Origin of the sequence: Paenibacillus sp. V4I3 (assembly GCF_030817215.1) — a bacterium.
Classification (GTDB): Bacteria; Bacillota; Bacilli; order Paenibacillales; family NBRC-103111; genus Paenibacillus_E.
The window spans coordinates 7230274-7253595 of sequence record NZ_JAUSZA010000001.1; the positions used below are offsets into that span (position 1 = coordinate 7230274).

13 protein-coding genes are annotated in these 23322 nt (G+C 47.5%); 10 read left to right on the top strand and 3 right to left on the bottom strand.

The features are described from left to right. Nucleotides 1-69: 69 nt before the first annotated feature. From QFZ77_RS33130 to QFZ77_RS33175, 10 genes are all read left to right on the top strand, one after another. A complete protein-coding gene (locus QFZ77_RS33130; RefSeq protein ID WP_307446804.1) occupies nucleotides 70-4422 on the top strand; it encodes a DEAD/DEAH box helicase in 4353 nt (1450 codons plus the stop codon). Between the two features lie 163 nt (nucleotides 4423-4585). Beyond that, the gene (locus QFZ77_RS33135; protein WP_307446807.1) at nucleotides 4586-6883 is read left to right on the top strand and encodes a helix-turn-helix domain-containing protein; all 2298 of its coding nucleotides are present in this window, start codon (nucleotides 4586-4588) and stop codon (nucleotides 6881-6883) included. Nucleotides 6884-7070: 187 nt separating this feature from the next. Beyond that, a complete protein-coding gene (locus QFZ77_RS33140; RefSeq protein WP_307446810.1) occupies nucleotides 7071-9716 on the top strand; it encodes an exo-rhamnogalacturonan lyase family protein in 2646 nt (881 codons plus the stop codon). Nucleotides 9717-9719: 3 nt separating this feature from the next. Continuing rightward, the gene (locus tag QFZ77_RS33145) at nucleotides 9720-10823 is read left to right on the top strand and encodes a glycoside hydrolase family 88/105 protein (protein WP_373462698.1); all 1104 of its coding nucleotides are present in this window, start codon (nucleotides 9720-9722) and stop codon (nucleotides 10821-10823) included. A 215-nt stretch (nucleotides 10824-11038) separates the two neighbouring features. After that, the gene (locus QFZ77_RS33150) at nucleotides 11039-12004 is read left to right on the top strand and encodes an ABC transporter permease (protein ID WP_307446815.1); all 966 of its coding nucleotides are present in this window, start codon (nucleotides 11039-11041) and stop codon (nucleotides 12002-12004) included. Between the two features lie 19 nt (nucleotides 12005-12023). Next, the gene (locus QFZ77_RS33155; protein ID WP_307446818.1) at nucleotides 12024-12905 is read left to right on the top strand and encodes a carbohydrate ABC transporter permease; all 882 of its coding nucleotides are present in this window, start codon (nucleotides 12024-12026) and stop codon (nucleotides 12903-12905) included. A 131-nt stretch (nucleotides 12906-13036) separates the two neighbouring features. Beyond that, nucleotides 13037-14593 carry an extracellular solute-binding protein gene (locus QFZ77_RS33160; RefSeq protein ID WP_307446821.1) on the top strand — a complete coding sequence of 519 codons (1557 nt, stop codon included), beginning with the start codon at nucleotides 13037-13039 and terminating at the stop codon, nucleotides 14591-14593. A gap of 114 nt (nucleotides 14594-14707) precedes the next feature. Then, complete coding sequence (locus tag QFZ77_RS33165) at nucleotides 14708-15907, top strand: oligogalacturonate lyase family protein (protein WP_307446823.1); 1200 nt, start codon at nucleotides 14708-14710, stop codon at nucleotides 15905-15907. Next, entirely contained in the window at nucleotides 15904-17490 is a 1587-nt protein-coding gene (locus QFZ77_RS33170) for a sulfatase family protein (protein WP_307446826.1), read from the top strand. The genes QFZ77_RS33165 and QFZ77_RS33170 overlap by 4 nt, the downstream gene beginning before the upstream one ends. 33 nt (nucleotides 17491-17523) lie before the next feature. Then, nucleotides 17524-18225: a DUF1961 family protein gene (locus QFZ77_RS33175; RefSeq protein ID WP_307446829.1), complete on the top strand. Its 702-nt coding sequence runs from the start codon at nucleotides 17524-17526 to the stop codon at nucleotides 18223-18225. Between the two features lie 82 nt (nucleotides 18226-18307). Here the strand turns inward: QFZ77_RS33175 and QFZ77_RS33180 are convergent, their stop codons facing one another. The 3 genes from QFZ77_RS33180 to nirB form a co-directional block, all read right to left on the bottom strand. After that, a complete protein-coding gene (locus tag QFZ77_RS33180; protein ID WP_307446832.1) occupies nucleotides 18308-20416 on the bottom strand; it encodes a molybdopterin oxidoreductase family protein in 2109 nt (702 codons plus the stop codon). A gap of 77 nt (nucleotides 20417-20493) precedes the next feature. Further along, nucleotides 20494-20844, bottom strand: a complete 351-nt coding sequence (nirD, locus tag QFZ77_RS33185; protein WP_307446835.1) for a nitrite reductase small subunit NirD — start codon at nucleotides 20842-20844, stop codon at nucleotides 20494-20496. A gap of 32 nt (nucleotides 20845-20876) precedes the next feature. Beyond that, the gene (gene nirB / locus QFZ77_RS33190) at nucleotides 20877-23294 is read right to left on the bottom strand and encodes a nitrite reductase large subunit NirB (protein ID WP_307446838.1); all 2418 of its coding nucleotides are present in this window, start codon (nucleotides 23292-23294) and stop codon (nucleotides 20877-20879) included. Nucleotides 23295-23322: the final 28 nt, after the last annotated feature.

Here is a 23322-nt window from a genome sequence, read left to right on the forward strand (position 1 = left end):
CTGTATCGCTGGCGGTGACCCTCACAATATGCTATGTTGGAAGAAATTGTGAGCAAGGGAGCGAAGGTAATGACGGAAATAGCGCTGGATCTATCTCATTTTCATCCCATTCTGAGGGCTTGGTTTGCTTCTCGTTTCGGTGAACCTACGGATGTTCAGAAGCAGGCGTGGAAACAAATACGTTCTGGCACACACACTCTCATCTCTTCCCCGACAGGCTCAGGTAAAACACTGGCAGCTTTACTGCCTTGTTTGGACGGAGTTCTTAAAAAGAAGCAAGAACTTGAGGAAATTTACTCAGCAGGTGTTCGCGTGCTTGTCGTGACACCACTCAAAGCGCTGAATAACGATATTCATGATCATTTGATTCATTTTATGGCAGAAATAGAGGAGACAGCTTCCTCATTCGAAAAGGAAAACGCCTGGAGGGGACTCACGATTGGGGTTCGTACCGGCGATACCAAACAAAGCACTCGGGCATCGATGCTGAAGCACCCGCCAGATCTGCTGGTGACCACACCAGAATCGTTGTATTTGCTGCTTACTTCCCCGCGTGCGAGAGAAATGCTAAAGAGCGTGGAACAGATCGTCGTCGACGAAATCCACGATCTGGCAGCGGACAAGCGCGGTATGCACTTGTCGCTCACGCTGGAACGGCTGAACGCGTGGTGCGGCCGATCTGTCCAGCGGATCGGCGTGTCAGCCACGCAAAAGCCTATCGAGCGGGTCGCTCGGTATCTTGGCGGCTGGGAAGCTGACCAGCCGCGGCATGTAGCTATTATCGAGAGTAAAGCCGAGAAACAGTACGCACTTCAGGTGACGATGCCGGAACCTGCGCAGGCTGGGGCTGATCAAGAGGCGATATGGACGCCTCTTGTCGAGCGCCTGCTGCAGCTCATGGAAGGCTGCAGCACAGTGCTTATCTTCGCAAATAGCCGTAGGCTTTGCGAACGCCTGACCTTGCGACTCAATGACTATGTCGGTCATGAGATCGCGAGTAGCCACCACGGCAGCGTTGCCCGCGAGAAGCGGCTCGAGGTCGAGCGCTTACTCAAGGCCGGCGAGCTTCGCTGCCTGGTTGCCACGTCGTCGCTGGAGCTCGGCATCGACGTCGGCCATGTCGATCTGGTGATCCAGATCGACTCGCCTTTCACCGCTGCCGCAGGCATCCAGCGGATCGGCCGGGCCGGCCACGCCGTCGGCAGCGTCAGCCGCGGCGTGCTGCTAGCGCGCAGCCGCAGTCTGCTGCCGGAGCTGGCCGTGCTCAGCCGGCGGATCGCGGCGCGCGACATCGAGGCCATCCGCATCCCGCGGGGCAGCCTGGATGTTCTCGCACAGCAGCTCGTCGCCATGGCAGCCATGGGCGACGAGCTGGATGTGCCGCGCCTAGAGCGCCTGCTCGCGCAGAGCGACTCCTTCCGCGAGATGCCGCGCGAGCGCTGGCTCGCAATGCTCGAGGTGCTCGCAGGGCTATACCCCTTCGTGCGTCCGCTCATCGCATGGGATCGTGAAACCGGCCGCTTAGAACGGTTGGCGGCCACACAGATGGCCGCGCTCACTGGCGCGGGCACAATCCCTCAGAGCACGGCATATCCCGTGCATCATAACGAAACCGGACTTCACCTTGGTGAGCTGGATGAAGAGTTCATCCACGAATCGTCCGTCGGCGACGTGTTTCAATTGGGCACGGCTTCTTGGCGCATCGTCCGCAAGCGTCCAGAGCGCATTTATGTCCAGGAAGCCGACAACCGTTACAGCGAAGTCCCCTTCTGGCGTGGGGAAACCGGCGGAAAGTCGTTTGAGCTCGGCGTTCAAACGGGTCAATTATGGCGAGAGCTGCGCGATCGTTTGCAGCCATTTCCTCACACTCAAGCTGATCTTGACGTCCAAGACTGGCTCATGGATCATTTTCACTTTGATTCGGAGGCTAGCCAAGCTCTCATCGGTATCGTTCGCAATCAAATCGCTGTAAATACAGTCCCAACAGATACAACGGTTGTCATAGAAACCTTTGCCGATGAAAACAATCAAACACACTATATTTTGCACAGCCTATTCGGTCGCAAACTGAACCGTACTTGGTTAATGGCCATTGATCGGCACCTTAAACAAAAAGGGCTAACCGCTATCTATACCAATGCGAAAGACAATGGCATCGAGCTCATTTTCCCCAGCTTCCAGGAATCGATTTTGCATGCCATCATGTCCATCTCTTCTATAGAAGCAGAACAGTTCATCATTGAAGCTGTAGCCGAATCCGGTATGTTTGGTGCTGCTTTCCAACGTCTGGCAGAAACATCCTTGCTTCTTTCCCGCAGCTTCACACGTATCCCCGCTTGGATTAAGCGACTGCGTGGACAAGAACTCATGAAGGAAGCTCTTCCATTCAAAGAACGCTTTCCTTTGTTTCAGGAAGCTATGCGAGAATGCCTGGAGGAGCATGTCGATATCCAGCATCTTCAGCGCATTTTAGAAGCTATTCATTCAGGAAATATCCAATTTGCCGTTCATCGCAACCATTTCCCATCGCCGCTCGCTGCGCAATTCAAGTTCGACTACGTGTCGCAGAAATTATATGAATCCGATGCGTTAACGCAGGATTTACAGGTTGAATTACTTGGCTTTAGCCGTCAAATGGCAGCCGATATTTTCGGATCTGAGGCAATCCGCAGCGCCGTTAGTCCTCAAGTCATCGAGGCAGAGAAACATAAACTCGCCCTGACGGATGAACCGCTAGCCTCTGCACAAGAGTTGTTTCGTTATTTGAAAGAACGTGGTGATTCCTCTTTGGATGAACTCGTCAAGGCTAGTTCAGCCTCCCCTACAATCGTTACAGCATGGATCAATGATCTCCTTGGGCAAGGCAAGACAGCAACAGCCTTCTTTACGAAAGAGACCCGATATATCTGCAGTGATGAATTAGAGTTCTATTCTTCACTCTCGGATTCTATGGTTGCCAAATCGTTTGTATTTCAAAGATTTGCTGACGGGAAGCTCTCTTTCACAACAGAAGAGTTGGCAGCCCGCTTTGAGGTGGAACCTGCAATTGCAGCCGTTTGGGTTCAAAGCGCTGTTCAATCCAATACGTTAACTATCGCACCTTTTGCCGATCCAGAAATCGAAGAGCTGTGGACGAGCAGTAAGGTAGCTTCCCGATTAATTCGTCTGTCCCTTCAGTCCTATCGACGTAGTGGCGAGGCCGTATCCCCTTTCACTTATATGACGCATATGCCGCTTAGGCGCAAACTCGCAGATAGAACTGACGATCCTGGAATGGAACATCTTCGCGAAATTATTGAAGATTTGCAAGGCTTCTTCCTGCCCGTCTCACTTTGGGAGTCTGTCTTATTTCCGACGCGTCAGCTATCGTACCGCAAACAGGACCTAGACACCCTATGCTCCTCAGGTCAAATCGTCTGGATAGGCCGCAAAGAGCCCGACGAAAAAGAAGGCCGCATTGCCTTCTTTCTGGCAGAAAGCAGTTCGCTATATGAGCCCTGCCTCGCTGTAGCCAACCAAAGACCAGCCTCACACCCTGAGCTCCTTAGCCTTTTGCAGGAAAAAGGGGCCATCTTTCTGAGCAAGCTGGGTATTGAAACAGGGCGAGCTCCATCTTCCTTGTTAGAGGAGCTGCTGCATTTAGTGTGGGATGGACAGGTCGCCAACGACCAATTCGCTCCGCTTCGACTACATGCCGCAGGAGCTTCTAAGAAACCGGATAAGTTCCAGTCAGGCCTTGGTCGTTGGTATCCTCTCGATTCGCTGCTTAGCCCTGCCTTCGATAGGCAATCGTCCGCCATGCAGTGGACGCATCATCTGCTCGAGCGTTTTGGCATCATCACCAAAGATCTCGTCTCTGCTCTGTGTCCGTTTCCATGGGAAGCCATTCAGACAGCGCTCCGTCAGTTGGAAGAGTGGGGTCTTGTTGTCCGCGGGCTATTCATTACCGATTTACATGCTCTGCAGTTCGCATCCAAAGAATTCATCACTCTCTTGTACCAACAAACAGGTAACGCTTCTGCGAGTCAACATAAATTCACGCTATTAAGTGCTGTTGATCCGGCGAATCCCTTTGGACTGATTGTCCCATGGCCAGAGGTTTCAAACATTTCATTTTCACGCAAAAGCGGCAATTACTTAGCCCTGAAAAGCAGTGAATGGTTGTATTGGATCGAGAATAATGGCAAGCGGATTTATCATATTGCACCAACAACGAACCAAAACGACGATCAGATGACCATCGTCCACGAGTTAAAAAGTATGTTTCGCCAGTTCCTTAAACAACATCAACTACGAAAAATCGTCATCGAAACCTGGAACGGTGTACGCATCTCAGAAGCGCCCGAACAGGAATATTTAAAACTTCTAGGCGCAGAAAAAGACCGCACCAGCTTAGTTCTTTGGCCAAGCCAACTAAGCTGAGTGCGGCCTACTCTTACCTTCTGCTTTAACTGTGGTTGAAGAATTCTCGATTGACCATTCACATGGTATATTATAAGAAGAAACCTTATATCGATGAAGGGTTACAGCTGCAAATTATCCATTTCCATACAGGTTTAAAAGAAGAAATCAGGGGGAATTAAACGTGTTCAGAAGTAAGCGCTTCCGAGACAATTGGATTTTAATTCTGATCATCTCCAGTATTCCCGGACTTATCTTCGGCGGCGTGATTTATTGGCTTGCCGGCGAGCGTCTTGAGAACGAGCTGCTTCAGATGCACAATAAGCAGATTCAACTAAGAGCAGCCAATATTGACGAGCAGTTCTCTTACTTGGAGACGTCGGTTATGCATTGGGCATTCGATGCAAATTTCGGTTACTCATTGTCGAACATAAGCTTATCGCGCGATTTCGAGATTGCTCGCAACATCACACAAACGTTAAGCATTATGCAGGGTTCCAATCCACTGGCTAAGAAAGTTGAGCTGTTCTTGGAAGGGCCAGCCCCTGTGAGGTTCCATCCACAATACGAGGCATTAACGAATGCTGTGCAGATCGACGGATACAGGCAATTGCTCGCGCATGATAAGAAAGTGTTTTGGTCGCAGCATACGTCTGAGTCCGGTTCTCCCAGTGATAATTCATTATCTTTAATGATAAAAATACCTGAAGCCGATGAGAACCCTTTTGGCATCATTGCCGTTCGGATTGACACGACGAAGGTCGCCAAACTGCTGCAAACGTTGGCCCCTTACGGCGACGGGGGTACGTTCCTGTTGGAGGAAAATGGGGATCTACTGCTGTCTAGCTCAGGGAAAAAGCCAGCGTCGCAGCTTGATGAAGCTATTACGAGAGAGGTTCTTGCCAGCAAGACCAGATCAGGCTCATTCCTATTCGATTGGAACCAAACGACATACACCGTATCCTTCGGCACGATGTCTCGCATCGATACCGAATGGACATACGTCTCTGCATCGCCGATCAGCGCGATTACAAGGCCGGTCGTTTTTATTTCTCAATTGATCTTGACGTTAAGCATTGGGATGCTGCTGCTCGCGTTCGTGTTATCTTGGCTGGCTTCACGGCGTATCTATTCACCTATCGCCCAGTTAGTCAGCTTGCTGACGGGAAATACGGCTTTATCGGCATTGGGGAAAGAACAAAATGATGATTTTAAGATTATTGAGAAAGAATGGCTGCATCTGACTAGAGAAAGCATGACGCTTCAGAATAAGTTGGAGCAGCAGCTTCCTCACCTCAAGGAGGGCTTCTTGCTTCAACTTGTCCAAGGGTATCTCTATTCCTACTCTGAGCAAGCTCTTCTTGAGAGGATGCGCAATTTCGGCTGGTCGGTGGATAATCGGCAATACGCCGTGTTGTACATCCAATTAAGCGGATTTGAAAACTTGGAAGGACGCTTCTCGTCTGGCGATGAAGGACTCGTCACTTTCGTTGCTGCCAATATTACGATGGAGCTCGCATCGAGCCATTTCGAGCAATCAGAAGTGATGAATTTCCACGATTTGTCTGTCGGTCTCCTCATCATCGTTCCGGAAGAAACCGAACAGAAGGAAGCGATCAGAGCCTTTAGTCAAGAACTGACTCATGGGATTCATCACGTGCTCAACATGTACGTATCAGTCACGATAGGCAGTCTCGCTTTGTCCGTCGTTCATGTGCCCTCCCGCTTCGAAGAAGCGATGCAGGCGTCAAGCTTGCGCCGTTTCGAAAGCCGGAACCAAATTATCGATCTGGAATCTCTGGATGAGTATGATAAAGAGAACCACGAGATTCATTATCCATTTGCACTCGAAAGAGAGATCATTCAAGCGATTCGAACCGGGCAGATTGAAGAAGCAAAGCAGCTCATTCAGGCTTTCTTGGAAGAACTGCTTGAACGCGGAGCCAAGGTGATCGACATTCAGCAAGGAATGCTCCAATTGCTCGGCAGCATCCTGCATGCCATTCGGCTTACAGGTATGGATCCGAATCGCATTTTCAAATCGGCAAATTTGTACGAGCAATTGATGCAGTTCGGAGAGCCACAGAAAATGATTGCTTGGTTCCACGACAAAGTAGTAGGCCCCTTCATGCAAGAACTGGAGTCACGTTCCGACGTGGAAGTGAAAAGGACTGTGGAAACTGCGATGATTTATCTGCAGAACAATTACATGAAAGAAATATCTCTGGACAGCTGCGCCGACTACGCAGGCACGAATACGGTTGCGTTAAGCAAAGCGTTCAAGCAGGTCAGCGGTAAAAATTTTATTGACTATTTAACCGAGCTGCGCATTGAAAAGGCGAAGGAGCTTTTGCGTGATACGGATATGAAAATCAACGATATCGCCGAAAAGGCTGGATATCAGCCCAGCTATTTTAACCGGATCTTTAAGAAACAAGAAGGCATAACGCCAAGCCAATATCGGGAATTAAACCGGAATTAATAGCCCCATGCCCCAAACCGCCAGTAATGGCGGTTTGGTTTTTTTGCAGTTGCAAAAAAGTCCTATTCCCTGAAAAAAGTGAATTCTCCCCTCATAATATAGAATTTAAAAGTGTGGTTGAAGGAAATTCCCATAGATACTAATCTTGAACCAAGACCTAAACAATTCGGAGAGGGGTAAAGAAAACATGGGAGAGAAAAAGCAACTCCGCGTGCATTGGTTGGAGGAAGAACTTCCAAACTCTTGCGGTGTTACATGGGGAGTACCTTGGCACATAGGTGAATTGAATCGGTCGCAAGCTGGCACTTTCACCCTTATTGATCCGTCAGGAAACCCGCTCGCGCTTCAAAGCTGGCCAACCGCTTATTGGCCTGACGGCAGCGTGAAATGGACAGCGCACGCCGCATCGTTCGATAAGCCTGAAAGTGAAGGCTATATACTACAAGCCGCCGATGAACAGTCTCTAGCGATCCACGCGAAATCCCCTATGAAGGTTACTCAATCGGCTGATGAAGTGACCGTCGATACCGGAGTCATCCGGTGTATCGTCGGAAAACAAGGAAAGTCATTCATCCGCGCTCTATATCACGGGGAGAAGCTGATCAGCTCGAATGGTTCACTCGTCTGTATTCGCGAAGAACGACGAACGACATCGAGAGGGCGTCTTTACCAGGAAGAATCGTTTTGTGGCGAGGTTACATCCGTAACGATCGAACAGGATGGCCCCTCACGGGTCGTACTCATGGTGGAGGGCGAGCATATCTCCAAGGAGGCCGATCGTTCTTGGCTCCCCTTCCGGCTGCGTCTGTATTTCTATGCAAGCCAAGCATCGATTCGGATTGTCCACACCTCATTGTTCAATGGAGATCCACAGGAGGACTTCGTGAAAGGGCTTGGCATCTCTTTTGCTTTGCCGCTGAAAGCCCCCCTTTATAACAGGTACGTTCGTTTTGCGGGCGATACTGGCTTTTTCAGTGAATCGCCCCGGCATTTGTCGACATGGCGGACGAAGGGCATCTACATGGACATGTTCTGGCGTCAGCAAGCTGGAGAAGCGATTACATTTGATCATGAGAAAGATGCGAAATTCAAAGCGCTGCTTGATGATTCCGCTGCCTGGGACAGCTTTAAGTTGACGCAGCTTTCCGCCGACTCCTATTCTGTCGTCAAGCAAACATATGAGGAATGCAGCCCCGTAAAGGCCGTCAGCGGTAACCGTGCGAAAGGGCTCGTATATGCCGGAGACACTCACGGCGGGCTTGCAGCAGGGCTGCGCAATTTTTGGCAGAAGCATCCATCGTCTTTGGAAGTAACCGGTATGACGAAAAATGAAGCCAAGCTCACACTCTGGTTCTGGTCGCCGGACGCGGCAGCTATGGATATGCGTCATTACGATACGACAACATACGTGGAATCCGCCTATGAGGGATCGGAAGAGCTGCGCAGTACACCATACGGAATCGGAAATACGAACGAGCTTATGCTGTGGTGCTGCGATGGGACACCCCCTGCTGCCGACCTTGCAAACATGGTTAGCCATGTTCAAACCCCGCCGCAGCTCTTATGTGAGCCTGCACGTTATCATGATACGAACGTATTCGGTATCTGGAGCTTGCCTGACCGCAGCACGCCTGCTAAAGTTTGGATCGAAGATCAACTCGACGCCTGTTTGAGCTTCTACAAGCAAGAGGTTGAGGAGCGGCGGTGGTACGGTTTCTGGGATTATGGAGATTTCATGCATACGTACGATGCCGTACGTCATGAATGGAGGTACGACGTAGGCGGGTTTGCCTGGCAGAACACCGAGCTTGTGCCGAACATCTGGCTTTGGCTCTCGTTCTTGCGGTCGGGGCGTGCAGATTTGTTCCGTATGGCGGAGGCCATGACGCGTCATACGAGTGAAGTGGATGTCTATCATTCCGGAGAATATGCCGGGCTCGGGTCTAGGCATAATGTTGTGCACTGGGGTTGCGGATGCAAGGAAGCTCGCATCGCAATGGCGGGTTTGCACCGTTACTATTACTTCTTGACTGCAGATGAACGTATTGGAGATATTTTGGCGGAAGTGGCCGATGCTGATTTCGCCACTGTCGGAATCGATCCGATGAGAGCCTATTTCCCTAAGGACGAGCATCCTACCCACGTGAGGAGCGGTCCGGACTGGGCAGCCTTCAGCTCGAATTGGATGTCGCAATGGGAACGCTTTGAGAATTCGAAATACCGAGATAAGATCCTGCAAGGGATTAAGAATTTGAAGGCTGCACCGTTCCGGCTCTTATCAGGCACGACATTCGGATACGATCCGAACACTGGGATTCTTACCCATATCGGCGACGGTAACTACGGATATCATATGGTCATTTCCTTCGGCGCGCCGCAAGTGTGGATAGAGCTTTCACAACTGCTTTCCGATCCTGAATGGGATGACATGCTCGTAGAGTTTGGGGAATTTTATTACCTAGAACCTGAGGAAAAGTTAACCCGAACGAATGGGGTCATCGATCATAATAAATTCAGCTGGCCGATGTTTGCGGCATCGATGGCGGCTTACGCAGCCAACCGACGCAGTAATGCTGCTCTGGCTGCGATAACATGGCGGATCATGCTGGAGAATCGTCTGCCGGGGGGCAGCGAGGACGCGACGCGAACCTATCGAGTGCCAGAGCACGCATATGTCCGACCTATTCAAGAGCTGCCGAGCATCACAACAAATGTAACGTCGCAATGGTCCTTGAATGCGATCATGTGCCTGGAGCTAATTGGGAACGAGCTGCCGACGGAGCTGAATGCTGAATATCTGAGCGCTTCCTATGCCGCGAATCAGAAAAAATAATCGATGCAGTCTAAGATTTCAAATTTCAATGTTCGAGGAGGAACTGTTTTGAAATACGTAACGATCAATGAAACGGATATTAAACAAGCCATCGACCAACTAGTAACCAGAACGTTTCAGATGGATATGACATGGGATTGGCCTGCCGGAGTCGCTTTCTACGGCGTAGGCCAAGCTTATCTGGCTACTGGCGAATCAAAGTATTTGGATCAATTGCAAGCGTGGATCGATGAGCAGTTGGAGGACGGTATTCCTAGGCTAACCGTCAACGCTGTATCCATTGGTCATACATTACTTACACTGTACGATCAAACCAAATCGGAACGTTATCTGGATATTGCGGTCCAAATGGCGGAGTTCTTGAGAACGGATGCGATACGATTCGCGGATGGCGTGTTTCAGCACACCGTATCGCAAAATTACGATTTCCCACAGCAGGCTTGGGTTGATACGATGTTTATGGCCGGATATTTTCTGATCCGCATTGGCACTTTACTTGAAAGAAACGATTGGCTGGAGGATGGCTTACTGCAGTACCATGCACATGAGCGCTTCTTGCAGGATCGTGAAACAAATCTATATGTTCACGGTTGGGATCATATCGCCCAGAACAACATGTCCGCTGTCTATTGGGCGCGTGGCAATTCATGGGCAGCTTATACGATGTCGGAAGCGTTACATATCGTAGAAGTCACACATCCGTCATATATGAAAATGTACGATTCGCTGCGTGATCAACTTAGCAGCATCGTCCGACTCCAATCTGATCATGGGCTCTGGCACACCGTGTTAAACGATCCGACCTCTTATGAGGAAACATCGGGCTCTGCGGGTCTTGCCGCCGGATTGATTCGATATAACGAAGCCATCGGCGCCCCTATGTACAATAAGTATATTCAGAAGGCCGTGCCTGCCGTATTATCGAAAATTTCGAATAACGGTACAGTTCTGGACGTTTCGGCTGGAACGGCTGTAATGAAAGACGCTAATGGCTACAAAGGGGTCGCCAATGAACGGATTCAAGGCTGGGGACAGGGGCTGGCATTAGTATTCCTCTCTTCGCTTCTAAAGTACAAATGGTTGAAAGACATTTCACAAACCCCGTAAAGGAATGTTCAAACAATTCATACTGCAATAGAACCGGCTGCCGTGGCATCCGGTTTTCTATTTACCTACGGTGATAGCACTTTTTTTCTAAGTTCATACTTTTCTAAGAAAGCGGTTTCAAAATAGTGTTATTGTCAGAAATATTTGAATCTTATAGTGTTTAACTTACAAAGCCATAAGCTAAAATTTCAATTCAATTGCGAAGGAGTGAAAATATGATCAAAACATCAGGTACTGAACAGCACATAGCACCTGTCGCCGTAAGAACTTCCAAGCGCAATACGCTAATAGGCAAAGTTCTAAGAGATAAATATTTATTGCTGCTGCTTCTGCCGGGATTGGCCTACTTTATTATTTTTAAATATGTTCCGATGTGGGGGGTCCTCCTTGCCTTCAAAAACTATCAGCCTTACGTCGGTTTTTTTAAAAGCGAGTGGGTCGGACTAGATAATTTTAAGCAATTTTTTCAAGATCCCGTATTTTTCAGATTGATACGCAATACGCTTTTGCTTGGTTTGTACGATATGGTGTTTTTCTTCCCGGCCCCAATTATACTGGCCATATTGTTAAACGAAGTCCGCAAATCTTTTTACAAACGCTTTATCCAATCACTGATTTATATCCCGCATTTTATTTCGATGGTTATTGTTGCAAGTATTTCCTATCTTCTTTTGACGACAGAAGGTGGAGTCATCAATGAAATGATGCTTAAGTTATTCGGGTATAAAATCGACTTTCTGACAAATGAAAACTGGTTTCGTCCCATGATTATCACTCAGAGTATTTGGAAAGAGATGGGTTGGGGAACGATCATCTTCCTTGCAGCGCTTGCGGGGGTGGATCAAGAGCAGTATGAAGCGGCCATCGTCGATGGAGCAAACCGGTTTCGCCAGCTTTGGCACATTACGCTGCCAGCTATTCAGGGAACGATCATTGTCGTGCTGATTTTGCGAATGGGTCACTTTATGGACCGTGGATTTGAACAAGTTTTATTAATGATTAACCCGCTAAATAGGCCGGTTGCTGAGGTGTTTGACACTTATGTTTACACAGCGGGGATCATTCAGGGCGCTTTCAGCTACAGTGCGGCAGTTGGGCTGTTTAAAGCCATCATCGGTGTCATTCTCGTTTTTACAACCAATTATATAGCAAAAAGGGCTGGGCATTCCGGCATATTCTGATTGAAAGGAGGAGAGCACGATGAACACGCGTCATTCATCTGTAGGCGAAAAATTGTTTGATATCGCCAATTATCTGTTTCTTGCTGCCGTTGCACTTACCATGATCCTTCCGGTTATGTATATCGTGGCGGGATCGTTCGCAAGCGATCTGGAGATAGGAAGCAGATCCTTTTTCCTTATTCCCAAAGACATCACATTTGATGCCTATAAATTTGTTTTTAAAGATAATACGTTACCGCGAAGTTTGTTAGTATCCGTATTTATAACCGTTGGGGGTACTCTTGTAAATCTATTCTTTACCTTTACGATGGCCTATGCTTTATCGCGGCGGCATATGATTGGTCGAAATGTCGTCTTGAACATTATTATCTTCACGATGGTATTTAGCGGCGGGATTATTCCTACGTACCTGGTTGTTAAAGGCTTAGGACTATTGAACTCCTACTGGGCGGTCATGCTGCCAGTCGCTATCAACTCCTTTAACTTGATTGTCGTGAAATCATTTTTTCAAGAAATTCCTAACGAACTGATTGAATCGGCCCGAATTGATGGGAGTAACGATATTGGCATACTGTGGCGAATTGTTCTTCCACTCTCTAAACCGGTTATCGCAACATTTGCTCTTTTCTACGCCGTTGCCCATTGGAACGATTTTTTTAATGCTTTGATCTATTTATCTGACGCCAAAAAGTGGCCGATGCAGGTTCTTTTGCGGCAAATTGTACTTCTGGCAACGGGTGCGCTTGAAATGGGAACTTATGACCCCACTTATGTAAAACCACCTGATCAATCGATTAAAATGGCGATTATCGTGGTAGGTACATTACCGATTTTGATGGTTTACCCGTTTATTCAAAAGTATTTTGCCAAAGGGGTTTTAATTGGTGCGGTAAAAGGGTGATCGATTTCAAAGTGTCAGAGGACTATTTTCGGATTGTCGCAGCATCGGTTCAAGACCGGTAAGGGGACGACAGGTGCATGCTTCATCATAAACAAGTACATTTTTGATAAGACAAAGGGAGGAAAAAGAATATGAATTGGGAAAAAAAGAAAAAACCATTGCTTGCCACTACTAGCATCATAGTAGCTGTTACAGTTATAGCGGGGTGCAGTTCGGGAACTGACGGTTCTAAAGCGACAGACACACCTAAGGCGAGCGCAGGAGCGACGACGGCTGCAAAAGAGAAGCCATTACCTATCAGTATCATGTTGAAGAGCTACTACAATGATACGGCTACCCCGGAAAGTAAAGTATGGAAAAAAGTAGAAGAATATACGAACACGAAGTTGGACTTCCAATTTGTTCCTGATGCAAGCTATAACGATAAACTGAACATAACGCTTGCTTCCGGCTCTATTCCCTCTCTTCTATTTGTTAATAATGCGAAATTGCCCGCTGTTGCCAACGCCATCAAAGGAGGCGCATTCTGGGAAATAGGCCCGTATCTCAAAGATTATCCGAATCTTAAACAAGCGAACCCAACTGTTCTTAACAATACGTCGGTGAATGGTAAATTCTACGGCCTCTATGTATCCCGCCCGATCGGACGGATGGGGATAAGCTACCGTAAGGACTGGCTTGATAATTTAGGCATGAAGGAACCGAAGACGATTGATGAATTTTACAATATGTTAAAGGCATTCGCCAAAAACGATCCAGATAAGAATGGCAAAGACGACACTTACGGCATGGTCGTAACGAAATACGCGGGACCCTTTGATATTATGCAAACTTGGTTCGGGGCTCCGAATAAGTGGACTGAGAAAGACGGCAAGTTGATACCCGCCCATTTGACTACGGAATACATGGAGGCACTCAAATTTTTCAAAAAACTGTATGACGAGAAGTTAATCAATCAAGATTTTGCGGTATATGATTCAGCGAAATGGAATGATCCGATTATTAACGGACAGGCGGGTGTAGCGGTCGACGTTACGGAACGCTCCTATCAAATTGAAGAGAAAATGAAACAAGTCAATCCGAAGGGCAGTATAGATTTAATAGGAGCTGTAAGCGGCCCTACCGGCCTTCATAATCAACCGACAGCTGGACACAACGGCATGTTCCTCATCTCTAAATCTAGCGTTAAAACAGAAGCCGACCTGAAGAAAGTGCTTACTTTCTTAGATAAGACCAACGATAAAGATATGCAAGCGTTACTCAACTTTGGTATTGAAGGTGTTCATTATAAAGTGGAAGACGGTAAACAGGTTATTCTTATCGTTCCAACTGACCCCATGGCTCCTGACATTAATAACAAGAATATGAACCAGATCTTATCTTCGATTCCGTACATTATAAATGACATGTTCAAACCATCTACACCGCTTCGCACGAAGTCTATCGAAGTTCAAAAGGCAAATGAGAAAATCATTGTTACAAATCCTGGAGAACCATTTACAACTGCGACCTATACGCAAAAAGGCGCGCAGTTGGATCAGATGGTGGAAGACGCACGAATTAAATTTATTGTCGGCAAAATTGATGAAGCCGGCTTTAAAGCCGACATGGATTTGTGGAAAAAGAGCGGTGGCGATGACTATACAAAAGAAATAAGTGAAGCCTACGCTGCAAGCAAGGCTAAGTAAGTTAAGAAGAATAGAACTTTTGAAGATAAGGTCCAGTCGCTCAGTAGGACTGGACTTTATCTCTAAAAAGTTACGGTTGGAATTTATAACGGTATAACGAAAGGAGCGATTGCGATGACAATGGCAAGATCAAGAGGCAGTAAAGGAACGGTTTGGCCTTCGGAACGGCGCAGTTATTCAGATTTGATAACAGGCGTAACCGTAACTCAGTTAACGAATCACTGCTCGCACAGTCACCATATTTATTTTACGAATAACGGCTTCTATGGGAATGGGAAATTAATCTTCGGATCGGATCGCGAGAATGTTACCAATCTGTACAGCATGGATCTTCACGATGGAATCATTACCCAATTAACGGATTTGGAACGCGGCCGTGAATCTCGGATTCAAGGGACCTTTCTTCACCCTGACGGACATGAGGCCTATTTCTACTATGACAATTCGATTATGGCAATCGACCTGGGAACGATGGAAGAACGGATTCTCTATACGATTCCAGAATCATATAAATTCGGCAGCTTGAGCTGCTCCGCGGACGGGCAATGGTTATGCTTCGGCCTGAACAAGGATTTAACTCAAAGCATCGCGATGGACACTAAGAATGGTTACTTGGGTTTTGAGGAGTATTTCCGAGCGAAGCCGCACAGTATGATTATGGCGGTTTCCCCGTCAAACGGAAAAGTGAAAAAGCTTCATGAAGACCAGCTGTGGATCGGCCACGTCAATACGTCACCAACGCAAGCTCATCTGTTAACATTTTGCCATGAAGGGCCTTGGGAACAGATTGATCATCGGATTTGGGTGCTGGATATCGCCACCGGACATTCTTGGAAGGTTAAGGATAAGAAGCCCAATGAATATGTCGGTCACGAATATTGGCTGTCAGACGGTATTCATATCGGTTACCACGGTTTTACCAACTCTCTTGAAGATCATACTAGGAAAATTATCGGAGCCGTCCTTTTTGATAATAGTCATGTGGAACAATACGAGTTTCCTTTTCAAAATATGCATGTTCATTCCAATGATCTATCGCTTGTCATCGGTGACGGCCAGCAAACGAGTGCTTATCATGGGCAGCAATTTCAAGATACGCTGCAGGTATGGCGGAATGATGGATCCGGGTTTAAAGGTCCACGTATACTATGTAAGCATCGAGGAAGTTTCCATTCGCAAATTCTGCATGTTCATCCGAGGCTAAGCCCGGACGGTAAGCATGTGCTATTTACGAGTGATATGTCGGGATATGGTAACTTGTACATGGTCGACATGCCGGAATTCGAGTCCTTGCCGGAGATGCCAGTTACATGAAGACACAACCGAATCTACTTCTCATCTTTACGGACCAGCAGCGATGGGATACGTTGGGGGTTTACGGAAATAAAACGATTCAAACGCCGCATTTGGATCGATTGGCGCAGGAAGGGGCCGTATTCGAAAATGCGATTACCCCTTACCCTCTCTGTGCTCCTGCCAGAGCCTGCACGATGACGGGGTTTGCCGCGGGAAAGACGAATGTGTTCAACAACGAATCAGCCCCTGCTATTGCCGCCGATGAATCAATTGCGGCTTATTTGTCCAAAGCAGGATATCACAATCAGGCGATCGGAAAGATGCATTTTACACCGGATGAGCAAACGTATGGCATGGATCATCTCATTTTATCGGAAGAAATGAGGGGCGTACGTACGGCTGAACGGATACAGGATATCCGTTTTGATGATTATGACCGATACCTGATGGCCCATGATGCCTGGGGGTGGGAGAAACCTCCGGAGATCGGTTATAACGAACTAAAGCCGCTTGTGAACGGACTGCCCAAAGAGCTTCATATCACACAATGGTGCGGGGACCGAACGGTTGAGTGGCTTAAAACGGAAAGACCCTCTAACAAACCTTTTTTCTTATGGACGTCGTTCGTCAAGCCTCATGCTCCTTTCGATTGTCCTTCACACTTGACGGATTTATATACGCCGGAAGAAATGCCGAGGCCTTGGGTGTCCGATAAGGATGGAACGTCGAAAAATCCTTATTTGAAATCACATCGTCAAGCAATGGAAGCCGATCTGTACTCGGAACACGCTAATCTCACAAACAGGGCTTATTATTATGCCAATATTACGTTTATCGATGAACAAATAGGTCGGATTATGCAAACGCTGGAGGAAGAGGGACTTGCGGACAATACACTCGTTATTTTCACATCGGATCACGGAGAACTGCTTGGCGACCACCGATTATGGTTTAAAAACTTAGGGCACGAGGGCAGTTTGCACATCCCGATGTTAGCATGGTGGCCCGGCGTTATTCATCCGGGTACCCGCTGTGATGAATTGACTACCCTGCTTGATATTTTCCCTACTCTCGTTAATCGGTCCAGTGAAAATTGCAATTACGACGGAAGGCCCGGTTTGGATCTATTGGAACTGCTCACGGAACCATCCTTGGTACGCCGAGATGTAGTCTGTTCTGAATTCTATGTGGCCCCCAACTATATGCTCCATGTCCGCAGCAAAGAGTGGAAATACCTCTTTTATCAGAATGGCGGTTACGAAGAGCTGTATAATCTCCTGAGCGATCCACACGAGCTTGTTGACTTGGCAGATGATCCAGATTTTCAGCATGTTAAAAAAGAGCATCAGACGGCAGCCGTTGGTTGGGTCAAAAACTATGGAAATCCTAAAATTGCCCTCGATGAAACAGGCTGCAAGTTGAAAGTAATTCCTTTTCAGCCTCAGGAAGCCAAAACTAACCCTAGGCCGTTCTCGCGAATGCCTTGGGATTCCAGAGTTCCGCCTTCGATGCTTCCTGAACAGCAGCGCTCCTGGTTTTGGAAGGCGTTGGGTGGAGATTGGAGCAGCCTTATAACCTTGTTTGGATCAAAAGATAAGTAATCCACCAATTGATGAGTGAGGGTGACGTACAACATGGATTGGAATAAAATATTCATGCTAGATGAGCTTTTATATCAAAATCCTTTAGCCGTCGAAAGCGATGTGCTTGATTTCAAAATGGAAGGGCAGGCTGTTGCCAGTTTTCCACTGAATCGAATGCGGATGGAAAATAAGCTTGACCCAAAGCTTGGGCAAAAATCGAATTTCGTTTATTGGTGTCCGGTTGAATTTCCAGACAACATCGCGATCACTTGGGATTTTTGGCCGATTCATGAGCCGGGGCTTTGCATCTTGTTTTTTGCCGCAAAAGGGAGCCGCGGTGAAGATTTGTTTGACAGCCGGCTTTCCGTAAGATCAGGTGCTTACGACCAATATCACCATGGAGATATCGATGCTTTCCATGTATCCTACTTCAGACGCAAAGAAGAAGAGGAGCGGAGTTTTCATACGTGCAATCTGCGTAAAAGCTATGGCTTTCACCTGGTTTCGCAGGGCGGAGATCCGATCCCGTCCGTTACTGATGCCAAAGGTCCATACCGGATGAAATTGTTTAAATGGGGAAGTGAAATTTTATTCGCCATCAACGATCTAACTGTCTTGCATTGGACCGATGACGGAAAAACATTTGGAGAGCCCCTAACTGGCGGAAAAATGGGCTTTCGCCAGATGGCCCCTCTTATCGCCGAATACGCCAATCTTACTGTATATTCACTTTCAAGAAAGCATTCTTTGTAATATCTCATCCAACTATATTACCCGCAAATAAAAGACCGCACCAGCTTAGTTCTTTGGCCAAGCCAACTAAGCTGAGTACGGTCTACTCGACACGTTCTACTTTTACTGCGCAAATTTTAAACTCCGGCATCCGACTCGTGGGATCCAGCGCATCATTCGTTAATTGATTAATCGAATGCTCATCGCCCCAATGAAAGGGCACAAAAACCGTACGAGGCTGAATGCCTTCCGTCACTTTGACATCGAAAACCAAGGATCCACGGCGGCTTGTAATGCGGACTTTGTTATCCATACTCAGTCCAATTCTCTTAGCGAGCCATGGATGAATCTCGGCAACGGGAACGGGAGCCTTCTTATTCAACGCTTCCGTTCGGCGTGTTTGTGCGCCGCTTAAATAATGGTTCGCAAGCCTCCCCGTTGTCAACACGAAGGGATAATCCGAATCGATTGGTTCTGCCGGCATTTTGGGCTTAATGCCGAACAATCTGGCTTTGCCATCGGAATGATTAAAATGATTCTCAAATAATAGCGGTGTACCCGGATGATCAGGAGCAGGACACGGCCAGAATATGCCTTTCTCCTCCTGAAGCCGCCCATACGTAATACCGCTGTAATCCGCTTTCCCTCCAGCCGTAGCAGCTGCTAACTCGCGAAACACATCTTCAATACCCGCATATTGAAAATAGGCGCCCCTACCCAATGCTTCCGCTAGCTGACAAATAATGTGGAAATCAAGTCTGCTGTTTCCCGGAAGCTCCATCGCTTTCTGGCGGTGAAACACGCGTCCTTCCAGATTGGTCATCGTTCCTTCTGCTTCCGCAAAGGATGACCCTGGCAACAAATAATGGGCATAACGAGCCGTTTCGGTTTCGAACATGTCAACGACAACAAGCAACTCCAGCTTCTGCAGTGCCCGCTCCACCATTCGGTTATTAGGGCTGGATACGAGCGGATTCGATCCGAGGACGATCAAGGCTTTGATTTCACCTTCATCTATCTTTTGCAGCAGCTCATAGGCAGAAACCCCTTTACCCGGCAGTTCACTCGGATCGATTCCCCATACCTTGGCAACATGCTCACGCGCAGCTGGGTCTTCGATCAAGCGATAGCCCGGCAGTTGGTCCGCCTTTTGCCCATGCTCGCGTCCGCCTTGCCCGTTTGCTTGGCCAGTTACGGCGCCATAACCGCAGCCTTTGCGCCCTATTTTGCCAGTGATCAAGGCTAAATTAATGTAATTCAGCGTGTTCTCTACACCGTTCACTTGCTGTTCCAAGCCGCGTGCTGTAAGCACAATCCCCGTCTCCGCCTTCGCGAATCCACGAGCAATCGTACGAATTACGGCTTCTAGAACGCCGGTTAGCTCCTCCACTCTCGCTGGGGTGAAAGACTTAACAGCCTCCTTCAATTGCTCAAACCCAACCGTACGATCTTCAATGAATCGGTTATGGACGAGTTTCTCTTCCACCATGACATGTAGGAGTCCGTTTATAAATACAGAGTCAAATCCCGGTTGTAGACGAACATGGATATCCGCTACCTTCGAAGTCATGGTATTACGCGGATCAATCGTAACGATCACTGCGCCTTTTTTCTTCGCTTCAAGTAAATAAGGCATCATCGTCGGCTGGCATTCCGCAATATTCGTTCCTGCGAGAATGATATATTTCGCATTTGGAATTTCGGTTAGGGGCATTGTCATCCCGCGATCGATCCCGAAAGCCTGATTACTGGCTGCGGCCGCTGAGGACATACAGTATCTACCATTATAATCAATGTATTTAGACTTGAGTGCTACTCGGGTAAACTTGCCAAGTAAGTAACTAACTTCATTGGTAAGTGAGCCCCCACCATACACGCCAATGGCATCGGGTCCATACGTCGCTTGCAGTCTTTGGATCCGCTCAGCAATATCTGCAAACGCATGGTCCCAAGTCACGTTTTGCCACCGCCTTGGCTCCCCACTCGCCCTAACCAATGGCTCAAGAATCCGATCGGGATGAAGCACATGATCCAGTGCATTCAATCCTTTCTGACAGAGACGGCTAGTCGCCACAGGAAAGTTTGGACTTGGTTTAATCGTGAGACCTGACGTCTTCTCACTCGGCATAATCTCCAATCCGCATTGCATGCTGCAGAAGCAACAATGGGAGGAGGGTTGTTCATTAGGTAATGTCAGTAGTGCAGATTTCAACGCACTCCACCCCCGATGATAAAGCTCTCTCTAAAATTTCAATGTATCTTATCATGCCTTTGTGGCCAACAGAAGCGTTAGCAGGCTAATTCTTTGTTTATTGGAAACCCAATAAACACCGTTCCTTCATGTATTTTCGTTGAATACGTTTGTACACATCCTGTATCCGGTGCTTGAACCAAACCGGAAGGAAGATGAATCTTGCGATCATGCATCGGACAGAAGACGTGGTCATCACAAACAATTCCTTCTGCCAGAACGCCCTCTTTATGCGGACAGCGGTTCTGAATCGCATGAAGCTTGCCGCTTTTCAGCTTGAACAGTGCAACCTCTTCCCCTTGATAACGAATCGTTTTCCCTGTGTTTACAGCTAAATCCTCATAAGATACGGCCTGCACCCATACCATTTGCTCTTCTTGTGTTTTCATTGGTTTGCTCCTCCCGGGCTTATCTTCTTTGTCTAATTAAGCTCTACGACTTCATACAGATCACGCTGAATTTTTTTGCTATCAATCGCTTGTTTCCAAGGGTCTTTCGTCACTGAAAGTGCTTGATCCATCCGAGCACACAATTGTTTGCGCTCTTCTTCATTTTCTACGACTTCGCGAATATGCTCGATACCAAGTCGGTGTACCCACTCACTTGTGCGCTCACCATATTTACCGGATTCACGATAGTATTGCAGATAAGCTTCCGTATATTCGATAATTTCTTGTTCCGTTTTGACAGTGGTCAAGAGATCACCAACACGTACCTTGACACCGCCGTTTCCTCCGGCGTAAAGCTCCCAACCGCCATCCACTGAAACCACTCCTAAGTCTTTAATCCCTGACTCGGCACAATTTCGCGGACATCCGGATACGGCCAGCTTCACCTTGGCAGGCGTGTTCAAGCGTTCAAAACGTTTCTCCAGCTCGATACCTACGCCCATCGCATCCCCCGTACCGAATCGGCAGAAGGTTTCTCCCACACATGTTTTTACCGTACGTAAGGCTTTTCCGTAAGCATAACCTGAAGGCATATCCAGGGCTTCCCACATCGCGGTAAGATCTTCTTTCTTCACACCTAGTAAATCTAGACGTTGTCCGCCTGTAAACTTCACAGTAGGGACATTAAATTTCTCAGCTACTTCTGCAATGCGTTTCAATTCAGTAGGATTCGTTACACCGCCATAAATCCGTGGAACAACCGAATACGTACCATCCTTCTGAATGTTGGCGTGCATACGCTCATTAACAAAGCGTGAGGTACTATCGTCCTTATAAGTCTCAGGGCTTACCATGCCTAAGTAATAATTGAGCGCAGGGCGGCATTTCGAGCAGCCTTCTTCATTTTTCCAACCAAGCACGTTCATCACTTCACGCACATGGGATAACCCTTTTTCACGAATCGCTGCAACGACTTCATCCCGCGTATGGTCTGTACAAGCACAAATCGTCTCTTTCGCAGCGTTTTTATCATAAGAAGCTCCTAGTGTAAATGCCAACAAATCACTAACGAGTGGTTTACAACCACCGCAAGAACGAGAAGCTGTCGTACAATTTTTCACTTCATCAACGGTCGTTAATCCTTGATCCTTGATCGCTGAACAAATCGTTCCTTTTGTAACACCGTTACAACCGCATATGATGGCATCGTCTTTCATGTCGGCAACACCAGATGCCGCTCCGCCTCCTGATGAATCCGTCAAAATGGCTGTTTTTTCCAAGCCGCTAACATCAGTTTCTTCCCGAATCATTTGCATAAGTCTCGTACCATCCGCCGTATCTCCGAAGAGAACCGCACCGATGATTTTATTGTCTTTAATCACAACTTTCTTATAAACACCAGTGAACTCATCATGAATACGGATGGCTTTCGATCCTTCCTCATCGCCGAACTGTCCGCCTGAGAATACATCAACACCAGATACTTTAAGCTTCGTATAAAGGATAGATCCTTCATAAGGACTCGTTTCCACGCCTGCCAAATGTTTAGCAAGTACAGCCCCTTGCTCGTAGAGCGGCGCTACCAATCCGTAAGCAATCCCTCGATGCATGGCGCATTCCCCTACTGCATAGACATTTGGAACACTCGTTTGCAAATAATCATTCACGATGATACCGGGATTACACTCAACTCCGGACTTCTTCGCAAGCTCTACATTGGGACGAATACCTACAGCCATAACGATAAGATCTGCCTCTGCAACGGTACCATCTTTGAATTTCAAGCCGGTTACCCGCTTGTCGCCCACGATCTCAGCGGATTGCTTCTCGAGCAGGAAGTTGATGCCTTGTTCTTCAAGTGCCGCTTGCAGCATTTTGGAAGCCGTACGATCGAGTTGACGCTCCATAATTGTATCTAAGATATGAACAACATCGACTTTCATCCCTAAGTTGAGGAAGCCCCTAGCTGCCTCTAATCCAAGCAAACCGCCACCGATCACGATCGCTTTTTTATACTTCTTAGCGGACTCGATCATAATTTCACAATCACGAATGGTCCGGTACGCCATAACCCCTTCTTTATCAGCTCCAGGCAAAGGAATCATGAAAGGATTGGACCCTGTAGCCAAAATTAATTTATCGTAGGAAACCGTTAGCCCTTTATCGCTCGTTACCGTTTGGGCGACCGTATCGATGTCAGTAACCGTTTGGTTTGTGTGCAAGGTAATGTGGTTATTCGCATACCACTCATAAGGATGAATGACGATATCCTCTACTTTGGAATCTCCGGCAAGTACATAGGACAACAAGATTCTGTTATAGTTCGGATGCGGTTCACTTCCAAAAATTGTAACCTCATATTTGTCAGGTGTAAGTTTAAGCAAATGTTCAACAGCGTTAACACCCGCCATTCCATTTCCTACTAATACCAATTTTTCTTTTTGAGTCATTGCCATCTTCCTCTCTAATATATCTATC